We start from the raw sequence: 13,249 nt of genomic DNA on the forward strand, positions 1-13,249 counted from the left end.
GTGCCGGATATCTGGGGACAGGCTGCGGTTGCCACAAAGTTTTTGCTCTATCTCGGCGTCCTCACGAGTTCCGGGCTGATACTCTGTCGCCAAGTCTTTTCCGAGCAGTTGGCTGGGCTCGACCGTTTTCTACGGGCCTGGGCCGTCTTCTTTGCTCTTTTGGCGGCTGCAATGTCATTCCTCGGCTTTGCCGTGCGGGGCGCAGTGCTCATGGATGATGCTTCAGGCATGACTGATCTGGCGATCCTTGCGTTGCTCTGGGAAACGCCGCCCGGAGACGCCCTGCTGTTGCGGCTTTTGGGTCTGGGGGCACTCCTGAGCGGTGTGGTCTTGGGGGGACGGTGGCTATGGTTAGCGCTCTTGGGCAGTTTCTTGGCAATCTGGAGTTTTTGCGAGATCGGTCATGTCGCCAGCGAAGATCGCCTATGGTTTCAGAGCGTCTTGTTCGGTCATCTGATCGTTGCCGCATTCTGGATCGGCGTCCTTCTTCCGCTCCATAAGCTTTCGGGGTCTGCGGACACATTGCGAGTTGCTGCCGTGCTTGGACATCGCTTTGGACAGGTCGCATCTTTTGCGGTCCCACTCCTACTACTCGCTGGCGTGGTAATGACCTGGCGACTGGTTGGTTCGTTATCCGCGCTTCTCGGCACTGCCTATGGTTTGACACTTCTGGCAAAGATTGCCGTCGTGACGCTGCTTCTGGCCCTTGCCGCCATCAACAAAACACGGCTTGTGCCCGCTTTGCAGAGCGGTGATCCCAAAGCTGGGCCGCACCTTGCAAGATCGATTTCTCTCGAATGGGTTTGTATCGGTGTCATCTTGCTTGCCACGGCTGTCTTCACCTCAATTCTAACGGTGCCATCATGAAACTTTCAAAACGCGACTTTCTTCGTATGAGTGCTGCCGGTTTGGTGTGCATGCCGAATGCACTGTCTGCACAATCAGCCATGCGCACGGTGACAGCCCGGGTCGCCGATATTCAGCTTTTACCTGACGACTACGGAAAAACGCAGATCTGGGGGTTTGATGGTATCGCGCCGGGCCCGGAAATCCGGGTTACGCAAGGCGCGCGGGTACAGAGACGTATTATCAATGAGTTACCCGATCCGACATCGACCCATTGGCACGGGATCCGCATCGAAAATGCGATGGATGGGGTGGCGGGTCTGACGCAGGACGCCATTCGCCCTGGGGACAGCTTTGACTACGATTTCGTTGTCCCCGACGCGGGCACCTACTGGTATCACGCGCACAACCGCTCGTTTGAGCAGGTCGCACGTGGTCTTCAGGGTGCGCTGATCGTCGAAGAGCCGGAGCCGATCGATATCGATCGGGAAGAGGTCCTGATCCTTGACGATTGGCGCATCGATCCGGAAACAGCTCAGATTGCGGATACCTTCGGGGCGATGCATGACCTCAGCCATGCCGGGCGTCTTGGGAACTACATCACAACGAACGGCGTCTACAATCTCGCAAAGACCGTGAAACGGCATGAGCGTCTACGCCTGCGGCTGATCAATGCATCGAACGCCCGGATTTTCCAACTCGCGCTGGAGGGGCTCGAAGGCTGGATTGTGGCCATGGACGGGATGCCGCTGGCCGTGCCGCAACCCGTGGACGGTTCATTCCTGCTGTCGTCGGCACAACGGGTGGACCTGATCGTCGACGTGACCGCAGAGGTCGGCAGCGCAGGCCATATCGTGCAATTGAGCCGCGATGAAAGCTTTTCTCAGGTGGCCTTCGAAGTGACGAGCGACGGTACACGCGCGCGGCGCGAAACGCCTCTACCCCTGCCGCCGAATGCCCATACCATGCCCGATCTGGCATCGGCAAGGGACATCGCATTGCTGATGGAAGGGGGGGCCATGGGCGGCATGCGCGGTGCCATGATGGGCGGTCGGATGTCTTCGATGCGCGACATGATGGAGACAGGAAACTTCTGGGCCTTCAATGGCGCGGTGGGTGGCATGGATGGTCCAGCACTGGCGGTACTGTCGCGTGGCGAAACCGTTCGGCTGAAGATCACCAATGACACGTCGTTTCCGCATGCCATGCATCTTCATGGCATGCATTTTCACGAGATCGCACCCGATGGCAGCCTCGGCGCGCTGCGCGACACCACGCTGCTCGACCGGGGCGAAGTGCGCGACATTGCCTTCGTGGCAGACAACCCAGGAAAATGGCTGCTGCATTGCCATATGCTGTCACACGCGGCGTCCGGCATGATGACATGGGTCAATGTGGCATGAGAGCGATGGCTGCCATCCTCGGGATTGGTGTCCTGGCGGCGCTCGGGGCGGCAGCCTATGTCTGGACCGGGTCTGTCGGTGATGTCCAAAGCGGGGTGATGCCGGAAAGCGTCGATCTCGTGGCCGGCGAAGCGCTCTATGTCGAGACCTGTGCTGCGTGCCATGGGGCCAATCTGGAGGGTCAGGAGAACTGGCGGAGTCCGGGCGCGGACGGTCGGCTGCCGGCACCTCCCCATGATGAAACCGGTCACACCTGGCATCATGCCGACCAGGTGCTGTTCGACTATACAAAGCTTGGGGGCCGAGAGGTGATGGCCGCTCAGGGCATGGAGTTCGACAGCGGTATGCCCGGTTTCGGCGACCAACTGTCCGACCAGGAAATCTGGAATATACTCGGGTACATCAAGTCGACCTGGCCCGAGGAAATACAGGATATGCAAGCCGCGCGCACCAATGGCGTGCCGGTGAACTAGGAGAACTCTCATGAAGATCGCAATGGCAATGTCTCTGGTCGCCCTTCTGCTTGCACCACTCGCGTCTCATGCTGACGCGCTCAGCGAAGACCGGGTCAAGGAATTGGTTCTGGAGGCCATCCGCGAAAACCCGGAAATTGTCCTCGAGGCGGTTCAGATCATTGAACGGCGTGAACAGGAACGGCAGGCGGCCGCGGCGGCGAGTGTCCTCTCCGAAAACCGCGATCTCCTCGAGAACGACCCGAACGCACCGGTTCTCGGAAATCCTGAAGGCGACGTCACGGTCGTGGAGTTTTTCGACTACAACTGCCCCTATTGTCGTCGCGTGAAGCCGCATATCGAAGCGCTCTTGGACGAAGATCCCAATGTGAGGCTGGTCTATCGAGAGTGGCCGATCCTCGGAGACGGCTCGGTTTTTGCCGCGCGCGCCGCATTGGCCGCGCGAGAGCAGGGCAAATACGAGGAATTTCACTGGGCGTTGATGGGCATGCAGGGCCGAGCCGAGGAAGCGTCCGTCATCCAGGTCGCGCAGGAAATTGGTTTGGATATTGCGCAGCTGCGACGGGACATGCAGGCGCCTGAGATCGATGCCCATATCGCGGCGTCAATGGAGATGAGCCGCGCGCTCGGCTTCAATGGCACGCCATCCTTTGTGATCGGAGACGCGCTGGTTCCGGGGGTCATCGAGGCAGATCAGATGATCCGTCTTGCGCAGGAAGCACGCGCCGCAGGTCAATAGTTTCCTGACAATGGGCGAACGGACACAGTCAAAACGAGTGAAAGAGGTACTTTGATGGCCAAACTGACGCGTCGGCACTTTGTGGTAGGGTCTGCAATGCTCTTTTCGGCGCCGCTCGCCACGTCGATATCGGCAGCGCCCACGTCCCCGCGCGCGATGTGGGATGTCTGGGATGCGCAAGTCACACCTCCGGGTTATGACCCCTCAACTTCCAATCCGTGGGGGGTTCATCCGCGGTTCCTACCGGTTCGGGTGGAGGCAAAGGCGGGCCTCGTGCCGGGTGACATCCATGTCGATGCCGTTGCGCGCTACTTGTATCATATCGAGCCGAACGGCAACACGGCGATGCGCTATGGCGTGGCCATCGCACGCGGGACATTGTACGAGCCGGGTGTCTACACGATCCGGCGTAAAGCCAAGTGGCCCACTTGGCGTCCAACGGACGACATGATCGAACGCGACCCGGACCTATATGCACAGCATGCGGAGGGGATGGACGCGGGGCCAACCAACCCATTGGGATCCCGTGCGCTTTATCTCTACGTGGGGAACCGGGACACTTATCTGCGTATTCATGGATCGCCTGAGCCGCGTTCGATCGGAGGTCGTGCGAGTTCAGGGTGCGTGCGCATGATCATGGCACATATCAACGATCTCTATCCCAACGTGGAAACGCGCAAGACCGCTCACCTGTATCCGCCCGAAGATGCGATCGGCGGCTAAATGGGCACCTTGATGTTGCTCAAAGCGTCTTGACCTAGCTTACCGCCTGGCAGATTGGATTGCCTTGTGACGTTCTGAGCGGCAACCAGGTCGCTTCGACCGGGCCGTTGTGCAAATACCAGAAGCAACTGTCATTCGGATCCAGCCGTACCTTGTTGAGGTTCTGGTATGGCGCAGCGAGACCGACGAGTGGTTCAGGCAATTCGGTGAAGGCACCGTCCGCATCGACCACGGGTGTCGTGGAACATCCGGTCAACAGATACGCACCAAAAATCAGGCCCAACGCCTTAGAGGTCCCGTTCATCCGGATTTTCAATCCTCCGAACCTTCTCCCAAAGCGATCGCCGGATAACCAGCTTCCGCAAGAACCTGAAGCAGGGCAGCCGTGGAGACTGTCGAGTCGATCTCTGTCGCGTGTGCAGCCAAATCCGTCCGGATGGTTGCTGACGGGTCTGCGGCTTTTACCGCTTTTTCGATTGCAGCGACGCAATGGCCGCAGCTCATCTCTGGGACGTGAAATTTCATGGCGCATCCTTTTCTCACCAATTGGAAATAGGGATTCCAGTTGGTGGAAGGTCAAGCGTCCGTCGATGTTGGAACTGGGGTTTTTATGGCGACGGGAGCGTTGCTATTCGATGACTTGCTGCCTCCATGACAGGACTTCCCCATGAAGAAGAACATCACGCCATGTGCGCCGAGGCAAAGGGCGATTGGTGCCAGAACGCCCAAACTGTCCTGCAATCCAAAAAATGAGCCGCCTCGGACAAAGAAAACAAGCAGCGGAAGCAGCATCACCGCGCAGCATACCCACATGCCGACGTGCATCATCTTTGAATTCTGCGGCTGCTTTTCTTGATCTGACATATTCATCGAACATACTCCTTCCTCGGAGATAGCGCACCAATCGCTCGTGCGACAAGTTTACAAATCGATACATTTCAATCGGAAACAGGGGGTTAGAGAGACTGTAGGTTGATGCTGTGCCGGTTGAAAAAGAAATCTCCGATAAACTCCTTGAGCTTCCAGTGACTGGAAGCCCTATATCTGCCTCGAGTACGCAATCGAGGGAACATGCCATGACCGACACCAGACAAACAACGCTCAGCATCGAAGGCATGACCTGTGCATCCTGCGTGGGGCGTGTTGAAAAGGCCTTGGCGGGGCTCGACGGGGTTTCCGAAGTCGCCGTCAACCTCGCATCCGAAACGGCGCGCCTTTCGCTGGATGATCCGTCTCGGCTTGCCGACGCCACGCAGACGCTTGCCTCCTTGGGTTATCCCGCGCGGACATCCAAGGTCACCTTGAACATTGCGTCCATGTCCTGCGCATCCTGCGTCGGGCGGGTGGACAAGGCACTGGCGGACGTGCCCGGAGTGCTTTCCGTTAGCGTGAACCTGGCGGCAGAAACGGCGACGGTCGAGTATTTCGAGGGCGCCGTGTCCTTGGGCGATTTGATGGCGGCATCGGCGGCGATTGGTTATCCGGCCGAGATTGCAGAGGCGCAGGCGAGCCAGTCTCGCGTCGCACGCAAGGCAGAAGAAGCCGACGGACTGCGCCGCAGCGTCCTTTTGGCAGCAATTCTAACGCTTCCGGTCTTCATCCTTGAAATGGGCTCCCACCTTATTCCGGCATTTCATCACTTGGTGATGACGACGGTTGGTCTCCAAACGTCTTGGATCATCCAGTTCGTCCTCGCAACACTCGTCCTCTTCGGGCCGGGACGCCATTTCTACACCAAGGGGTTTCCCGCGCTTTTCAAGGGCGCCCCGGACATGAACAGCCTCGTCGCCGTCGGCACCGGCGCTGCCTGGGGATATTCGGTGGTCGCAACCTTTCTTCCCGGACTTCTGCCAGAGGGTGTGCGCGCGGTCTATTTCGAGGCCGCTGCGGTCATCGTCGTCCTTATTTTGATTGGCCGATGGCTCGAGGCACGCGCCAAGGGCCGCACCGGCGCTGCGATTCAGGCTCTGCTGGGCCTGCAGGTCCGCACCGCGCGCGTCGTCCGGGGTGGTGACACGGTAGAGGTCGATGTCGATGCACTCGCCGTCGGCGATGTGATCCTGGTCCGCCCGGGTGAGCGGATCCCTGTGGACGGCGAGGTGACCGAGGGATCCAGCAATGTGGATGAGAGCATGATTACCGGAGAGCCTGTGCCCGTGCAGAAGGCAGCAGGTGCCGCCGTAACGGGCGGGACCGTCAACGGCACCGGGAGCCTGACGTTCAAGGCCGCACGGGTCGGGTCGGATACCACGCTCGCACAGATCATCCGCATGGTCGAGGAGGCGCAAGGCGCCAAGCTGCCCATCCAGGGCCTTGTTGACCGCGTGACCCTGTGGTTCGTGCCTGCGGTCATGGTGCTGTCCGCGCTTACGGTGGCGGTCTGGTTGCTTTTCGGACCGGACCCAGCTTTGACCTTTGCGCTGGTGGCCGGCGTCTCGGTTCTGATCATTGCCTGTCCCTGCGCCATGGGCTTGGCCACGCCCACGTCGATTATGGTGGGAACGGGGCGCGCCGCAGAGATGGGGGTGCTGTTCCGTAAGGGTGATGCGCTCCAGGCCCTGTCCGAAGTCGATGTCATCGCACTCGACAAGACGGGGACTGTCACCGAAGGTCAGCCGACGCTGACCGATCTGGTCACCGCCGACGGTTTCGACCGAGACAGGGTGCTGAGCCTGATCGCTGCCGTCGAGGCCCAGTCTGAGCATCCCATCGCCGAAGCCATTGTTCGCGGCGCGCGGGTCGAAGGAATCGCCGTCGCGAATGCCACGGGCTTCCGGTCTATTACGGGTTACGGTGTCGCCGCGACCGTCGAAGGTCAGGAGGTGATGGTCGGCGCGGACCGTTATATGTCCCGCGAAGGCATCGACATCACCGCTTTGGCCAAAACCGAAGCCGAGCTGGCTGGGCGGGGCCGGACAGCGCTTTATGCGGCGATCGACGGCAAACTGGCCGCCGTGATCGCCGTGGCGGACCCCGTAAAACCCGCCAGCCAGGAAGCCGTTGCAGCCCTGCACGCGCGCGGTTTCAAGGTTGCGATGATCACCGGAGACAAACGCGAGACGGCGGAGGCCATCGCGCGCGAAACCGGAATCGACCACGTGATCGCGGGAGTCCTGCCGGATGGCAAGGTCGCAGCTCTCGACGATCTGCGCGCGGGAGACCAAAAGATTGCTTTCGTCGGCGACGGCATCAATGATGCACCGGCCCTGGCCCATGCGGATGTCGGCATCGCCATCGGCACCGGAACCGATGTCGCCATCGAATCCGCCGATGTGGTCTTGATGTCAGGCGATCTGCGCGGCGTGGTGAATGCGGTCGAGGTTTCCAGGCGCACCATGTCGAACATTCGCCAGAACCTCGTCTGGGCCTTCGGGTATAATGTTGCGCTGATCCCGGTCGCCGCCGGGGTTCTCTATCCGGCTTTTGGTCTGCTTCTTTCCCCGGTTTTCGCGGCGGGTGCGATGGCCCTGTCGTCGGTATCGGTTCTGACAAACGCCCTGCGTCTGCGCCGCATCGCGCCAGCCTTGCGTGAAGACAGAGACATCACCGCACCACGGATCAGTGCACAGACCCAACCCGCAGAATAGGAGGATCGTGTCGTGAACATTGGAGAAGTTGCAGAGCGGTCCGGCATCCCGCCCAAAACCATCCGCTACTACGAGGATATTGGCCTGGTTAGACCGCAGCGCAGCGGCAATGGATACCGCGCGTTTCGCGAGACCGATCTGCACAAGCTTGCATTCCTGGGTCGCGCGCGTGCGCTCGGGTTCTCGATTGAGGATTGCCGCAATCTCTTGAGCCTTTACGAGGATGAAACGCGGGAAAGCGCCCAGGTGAAGACCATCGCTGAAGAGCACCTGAGCGCAATCGACGACAAGATCGCTCAGCTTCAGGAGATGCGCGAGACCCTGTCCCATCTCGTCAAGGCCTGTCACGGAGACCACCGACCGGATTGCCCGATCTTGAAGGATCTTTCTGGTGACCTGAAGAACATCCGCTGAAAACGCGTTCTATTTCGGAACCCTCCAGCGCTGGAATCTCGTTCCAGAGGAAAGCGAAAGGAGTTCACATGTCAGATTCAGAAATATCTCATTATGAACGCAACTCTGCTGTTTCCGTCAAATCGGACAGTCACGGCAAGTCTTCTTACGGGCGCTTCATCGCGATGGTTGGAACGTCGACGGCCCTCATGTTCGGTCTGATGTATCTGAACACCTATGCTCTCGAACATGTCTACTGGAGCGAGACACGGTTCTATATGACCTTTGTCATGGGTGCGACGATGGCTATTGTGATGCTCCTTTTCATGTGGGGCATGTACAAAAACCTCGTCGCCAATGTCGCCATTCTTGCAGGCTCGGCAGTCCTGTTCGCCGGCGCTCTCTGGCTCGTGCGCAGCCAGGAATCCGTGCAGGATGAAAGCTGGATGAGTGCAATGATCCCGCACCATTCGATTGCAATCATGACCAGCAAGAGGGCGGAAATCACTGACCCACGCGTCAGAGCGCTCGCCGAAGAAATTGTCGTTGCCCAAGATCGGGAAATTGCGGAGATGCGCTTCCTGCTTGCCGACATCGAAGCAAATGGCGAAGCTGGGCCAGAATGGCCATTGGGTAAATCCGATGGACCTGCAAGCTTGGCAAGCCTGACGCAGGCAATCTCGACGCCGGTTATTGCAGGCATCCGTCCTGCTCCTCTTTCGGACGCGGAGATCGAGAGCGGGCTCGGCACCGAGCCGATGTGTACGTTCGTTCGCGCCGTCAACGCCGACCCCGTATTGGCGACCGATGGAAACGGGCAGGGTATCGCGAAAGTCTCCGGGTCGCTGGTGCAATTCGAAGCGACCGGCAATGTGGCCCCTGGAGGTGTTCTGATGGCCGATGGTGGCCAGATGACCGTCGCGATGAGCGATGCTGACAACGGAGAAGGCTCTACCCTTCTGTTCGAATTGACCGGTGAAACCCCGCTCGCGGTTGGCTTCATGGGATACTGGACCTGCAACAGCTAGACCAATGGAGGACATGATGCCGAAAGATACAAACCAGGCCGCAGGAAAGGCTGTTCTTTATCGCATGGTCATGGAAGACCACCTCTGCCCCTATGGATTGAAATCGAAAGATCTCTTGGAGCGCGAAGGGTATGAGGTCGAAGATCATCATCTGACGACGCGCGAAGAGACGGACGCGTTCAAGGCGGAACACGACGTATCGACAACACCCCAGACCTTCATCAGCGGTACGCGCATCGGCGGCTATGACGCCTTGCGCGAGCACTTCGGGAAAGAGGTTAAGGACGCGGACGAGACAACCTATCAGCCGGTCATCGCGATCTTCTCGGTGTCGTTTCTCATGGCCCTTGGTCTCAGCTGGGCGTTCTCTGGGTCGATACTTACGCTCCGTGCTTTCGAGTGGTTTATCGCGATCTCCATGTGCTTCCTTGCCGTCCAGAAGCTGAAGGATATCGAAGGCTTCTCGACGATGTTCCTGAACTACGATCTGCTCGCGCAACGCTGGGTGCGTTACGGCTACATCTATCCCTTTGGTGAAGCCATCGCGGGCGTTCTCATGGTCGCGGGCGCACTAGTGTGGATCAGCGCCCCAATTGCCCTCGTGATCGGGACCATCGGGGCGGTTTCCGTGTTCAAGGCGGTCTATATCGACGGGCGAGATTTGAAATGCGCTTGCGTTGGTGGCGGGTCGAACGTGCCACTGGGATTTGTGTCGCTGACCGAAAATCTGATGATGATCTTTATGGGGGTCTGGATGCCCGCGCGCGCACTCGGTTGGATATAGGACGAGCAATGGTCCATGTCGCCAAAGTTCTGACCTTGCTGACATGCGCCGTGTTTGCACCAGCCGCGGGCACCGCCAACGAGGTCATTTCTTTTGACGGCAGCTGGAAAGAGCAGGGCTTCTTGCGCCTTTTCTCGAACGATTTTGGTCAACGGGGACGCCAGTTGGACATCGTTTCGGACGGTACGGTCTCGTTGCTCTGGCGCCCCGTTGAGGACCTCAATCGTTCGGCTGAGTCTGCGCGTTGGGTCTGGCGGGTCCACGAGGGTGTCCGACCGACCGATCTTACGATCAAAGGTGGTGACGACAGAAATCTGGCGATCTACTTCGTGTTCGTCGATCCGGAGAGGGTGGACGCTCTGAGCGGAAAGAGCGCGCGGCGCATTCTTCAAGAGGACAGCGCACGCGCCCTGATCTACGTGTGGGGCGGTGCGCACCCGACCAATGCGATATTGCCCAGCCCCTATTCGCCCCGGTTGCGCAGCAAAGTCCTGCGCCCTTCAGAGATCGGGCAGTATCGTGAGCAGGTCGATCTCGCATCAGATCATCGCACTGCGTTCGGGATCGAGCCGGGTGCCCTGATTGGATTGGCCGTGTCGGCCGACAGCGATGATACCAAGGGCAGAATCGTTGCGTCGATTTCCGATCTTCAGCTCGATTAAACGCGTTACTCCGACGCGACACTTCGAACAGACGCTGTGTCGAGAGCGTCAAGAACTGCCTGTGGCGTCAAAATTTCCGGGAGAGCGATGCCGGAAGGCGACCCTGGCCCGAAGACGATATTGAACGGAATGCCGTAGCGGTCATATCGCTCGAGAAACCGCGCGATGTTGTCATCCGGGCGGGTCCAATCCGCCTGCATGGCGATCACGGAACCGCCGCGCAACCGCGCACGCACTGGATCCCTGTCAAGCACGAGAGACTTGTTGGCTTTGCAGGTCAGACACCAATCCGCGGTCACATCGACGAACACCGTCTCGCCTTCAGAGACGCGGCGCGCGATGCCGAGGGGTTCGAAATCCTGCCAGTGGGACGTCGCATCAACCCCTGCTGTGGTGCGGTCAGGGGTTGAGGTGAGACCTGCCCCGAAAATCGCCAGAAAAACACAGGCGCTGAGAACCGCACGCCGTACCCATTGGTTTGCCTGTGGGATTGATGCGGCGACGATGAACACAGCTGTGAGTGCCGAGATGAAGGCAGCTGCACGCCCACCCGTCACGCCGACAAGAACGAACAAGAGCCATGCGGCTGTTGCCAGCAACAGACCGCCAAGAAGGATCCTGACCAGAAGCATCCATCGCCCGGGCCGGGGCAGTCGCGTGACCAACTCGGGACGTGCGGCAATGACCAGGTAGGGGAGGGCCAGTCCAAGACCGAGCGCCGTGAATATCACTATCACGTCCGGTTGTGTACCCGCGAGCGCAAAGGTGATCGCGGTGCCGAGGAACGGGGCGGAACACGGCGTAGCGAGGATGGCCGCAAGCAGTCCGGTGCCAAAGTCTGAGATGTACCCGGCTCTGGCATTGCTGGCACCCAGGCGGTCTTGAAGGGCCGCGGGCAGGGTTATCTCGAATGCACCGAAGAGATTGGCGGCAAAGACGACGATGACCATGAACATCAGCGTCACGAAGACCGGATTTTGGAATTGTATACCCCAGCCGACGGATACTCCGATCCATTGAAGAAACACTAAGGCAGCCGCAAGCGCCCAGACAAATGTCAGTACCCCCAAGGCTGAAAACAGGAATCCGTTGCGCGTCATCTGCCGGGTTTGACCGGTTGCCTTCAAAACGGATGTGAGCTTGATCGATAAAACGGGTAACACGCAGGGCATGACATTCAGGATCAGACCACCGAGAAAGGCGATGGCGGCCACCGCCACGACCTTCAGCACACTCGTTCGAGGGTTCGCGCTTGAAAACGGTGGGGCAGGGGGATCTGAGGTAAGCGTGATCGGCGCCGTGATTGCACGTGCGGTGTCTGTGATCGTCACCGAAGGCTCTGAATGCTCTTCGGTCCAGGCGTTGATCGGTATTTCTGCCCAGAGTTCCGTTCTATCGCGATCCAACCGGATATCTGGTTTGCCAAAGGTCACAAGGGGTCCGAATTCCGGGAACACGTCGACCTCACCGAACGGTGTGTCGCTCTTTGCCACAACGATGAGAGCCGAGTCGCGCGTATCTAGGGCCGTGACCGATATCCTGATGTCGCTGTTCTCGGGTACCGCGGGAACGCGATCGGCGTAAGTAGCAATCTGGCCAGCCGAGTTTGTATCGATCCCGACGCCTTGCGGTAGGGCGAGCGAAAGTTCGAAGTCATGGGGCACACAGACAGTCGAACATGTCAGCAAGGACACGCGGGCACGCAGTTCCAGAGGGTGGCCGGCGTCCTCAAGTCTCGCGCGGATCGGCAAGACAACCTGACCTGAATAGCCGAAGTTCTCGATCCCGAAGGCCTCGAAACGTTCCGGCGCGGGCCAGAGGAGCTTGGCGGATTTCAGATTGGTCGAACCAGCCCAGTCGAGTTTCGGTGCCAAACCGACCTCGCCGGGCGTGCGCCAGTATCCCTTCCAGCCCTCGCCGTACTCCAACGCCAATCCAAGTGAGACGGAGGCGGCATCTGGCGCAATCCCGTCTTCGGCCGAGATCAGACGCGCCGTGACGGCGGGGTTTGAAAAGCTCTCGGATTCGGCAGCCTTGGCGGCATCGGAAAGAAAGATGCCCATGCAACCGAGAAGGAAGAGCGGAAGCCAAGCCCCGAGGTGAGAAACCCGGACGGTCATTTGGATGAGCATCCGGTCAACGCAAAGCGCCAGGCAGGCTTGCCAAGGCCGCCTCGAGATTCGTCACTGGCAGTCCGCGTGCGATCCAGCCTGGCCCCTTCGGTGATCCCAGCATGCCTTCCGACACATCGATGAAGCCCGTGTAACCGGCTCGTTTCAAGGCGCTCAAAAGGCGACCGCTGCGCCCGCCGGTGGCGCAGATCAGCGCAATGGGTTTCTCGCCTGAAAAATCGCGTGCGGCGAACAAGCGCTGCTCGCACCCGGGTTCGTGCATACTGATCGGCCATGCCTCTTTTGCGACGCCCGTTTCCACCCATTCAGGGCGCGATCGAACATCAATCAGGGATATCCTGTTCCGCGACAATGCGTCGGCCGTCTCGGCAGCCGACCAGATTTCGCGCGTCGCGGCCGCAACGACCTGGGGCTCCATGACCCACGAAGAAACAAGCAGGATGAAGCACCGCCTATCCATATTGCATCCATAGTCGATT

At 59.4% G+C, this 13,249-nt stretch carries 15 protein-coding genes; 10 read left to right on the forward strand and 5 right to left on the reverse strand.

The features are described 5' to 3' along the window. From ACP15K_RS17325 to ACP15K_RS17345, 5 genes are read left to right on the forward strand one after another with little or no spacing between them, the layout of a single operon-like run. Positions 1–867, forward strand: a complete 867-nt coding sequence (locus ACP15K_RS17325; RefSeq protein WP_424991110.1) for a copper resistance D family protein — start codon at positions 1–3, stop codon at positions 865–867. Beyond that, positions 864–2,249, forward strand: a complete 1,386-nt coding sequence (locus tag ACP15K_RS17330) for a multicopper oxidase family protein (RefSeq protein ID WP_424991111.1) — start codon at positions 864–866, stop codon at positions 2,247–2,249. Before ACP15K_RS17325 ends, ACP15K_RS17330 begins: the two co-directional genes overlap by 4 nt. Next, positions 2,246–2,722 carry a c-type cytochrome gene (locus tag ACP15K_RS17335; protein WP_424991112.1) on the forward strand — a complete coding sequence of 159 codons (477 nt, stop codon included), beginning with the start codon at positions 2,246–2,248 and terminating at the stop codon, positions 2,720–2,722. Before ACP15K_RS17330 ends, ACP15K_RS17335 begins: the two co-directional genes overlap by 4 nt. A gap of 10 nt (positions 2,723–2,732) precedes the next feature. Beyond that, the gene (locus tag ACP15K_RS17340) at positions 2,733–3,461 is read left to right on the forward strand and encodes a DsbA family protein (protein ID WP_424991113.1); all 729 of its coding nucleotides are present in this window, start codon (positions 2,733–2,735) and stop codon (positions 3,459–3,461) included. A gap of 54 nt (positions 3,462–3,515) precedes the next feature. After that, the gene (locus ACP15K_RS17345) at positions 3,516–4,184 is read left to right on the forward strand and encodes a L,D-transpeptidase (protein ID WP_424991114.1); all 669 of its coding nucleotides are present in this window, start codon (positions 3,516–3,518) and stop codon (positions 4,182–4,184) included. A 34-nt stretch (positions 4,185–4,218) separates the two neighbouring features. On the opposite strand, the gene ACP15K_RS17350 is transcribed toward ACP15K_RS17345, so the two are convergent. From ACP15K_RS17350 to ACP15K_RS17360, 3 genes are read right to left on the reverse strand one after another with little or no spacing between them, the layout of a single operon-like run. Further along, positions 4,219–4,488, reverse strand: a complete 270-nt coding sequence (locus ACP15K_RS17350) for a hypothetical protein (RefSeq protein WP_424991115.1) — start codon at positions 4,486–4,488, stop codon at positions 4,219–4,221. A gap of 8 nt (positions 4,489–4,496) precedes the next feature. Then, complete coding sequence (locus ACP15K_RS17355; protein ID WP_299784433.1) at positions 4,497–4,709, reverse strand: heavy-metal-associated domain-containing protein; 213 nt, start codon at positions 4,707–4,709, stop codon at positions 4,497–4,499. A 51-nt stretch (positions 4,710–4,760) separates the two neighbouring features. Next, a complete protein-coding gene (locus ACP15K_RS17360) occupies positions 4,761–5,054 on the reverse strand; it encodes a DUF2933 domain-containing protein (protein ID WP_424991116.1) in 294 nt (97 codons plus the stop codon). A 206-nt stretch (positions 5,055–5,260) separates the two neighbouring features. Here ACP15K_RS17360 and ACP15K_RS17365 point away from each other — a divergent pair, with 206 nt between their 5' ends. The 5 genes from ACP15K_RS17365 (at position 5,261) to ACP15K_RS17385 (ending at position 10,638) form a co-directional block, all read left to right on the forward strand. After that, entirely contained in the window at positions 5,261–7,771 is a 2,511-nt protein-coding gene (locus tag ACP15K_RS17365) for a heavy metal translocating P-type ATPase (RefSeq protein WP_424991117.1), read from the forward strand. A gap of 12 nt (positions 7,772–7,783) precedes the next feature. Then, a complete protein-coding gene (gene cueR / locus ACP15K_RS17370) occupies positions 7,784–8,185 on the forward strand; it encodes a Cu(I)-responsive transcriptional regulator (RefSeq protein WP_424991118.1) in 402 nt (133 codons plus the stop codon). Between the two features lie 68 nt (positions 8,186–8,253). Next, entirely contained in the window at positions 8,254–9,192 is a 939-nt protein-coding gene (locus ACP15K_RS17375) for a DUF305 domain-containing protein (protein ID WP_424991119.1), read from the forward strand. A gap of 16 nt (positions 9,193–9,208) precedes the next feature. Then, positions 9,209–9,976 (forward strand): MauE/DoxX family redox-associated membrane protein, encoded by a 768-nt coding sequence (locus ACP15K_RS17380; RefSeq protein ID WP_424991139.1) that lies wholly within the window; start codon positions 9,209–9,211, stop codon positions 9,974–9,976. A gap of 8 nt (positions 9,977–9,984) precedes the next feature. Then, positions 9,985–10,638, forward strand: coding sequence for a DUF3047 domain-containing protein (locus ACP15K_RS17385; protein WP_424991120.1), 654 nt, complete (start codon positions 9,985–9,987; stop codon positions 10,636–10,638). A 5-nt stretch (positions 10,639–10,643) separates the two neighbouring features. Here ACP15K_RS17385 and ACP15K_RS17390 read toward each other — a convergent pair whose 3' ends face one another. Together ACP15K_RS17390 and ACP15K_RS17395 are read right to left on the reverse strand one after the other, a co-directional pair. After that, the gene (locus ACP15K_RS17390) at positions 10,644–12,758 is read right to left on the reverse strand and encodes a protein-disulfide reductase DsbD family protein (protein ID WP_424991121.1); all 2,115 of its coding nucleotides are present in this window, start codon (positions 12,756–12,758) and stop codon (positions 10,644–10,646) included. 16 nt (positions 12,759–12,774) lie between these two features. Continuing rightward, positions 12,775–13,188, reverse strand: coding sequence for a rhodanese-like domain-containing protein (locus ACP15K_RS17395; RefSeq protein ID WP_424991122.1), 414 nt, complete (start codon positions 13,186–13,188; stop codon positions 12,775–12,777). Between the last annotated feature and the right edge of the window lie 61 nt (positions 13,189–13,249).

Origin of the sequence: Fluviibacterium sp. S390 (genome assembly GCF_049800695.1) — a bacterium.
Classification (GTDB): Bacteria; Pseudomonadota; Alphaproteobacteria; order Rhodobacterales; family Rhodobacteraceae; genus Meridianimarinicoccus.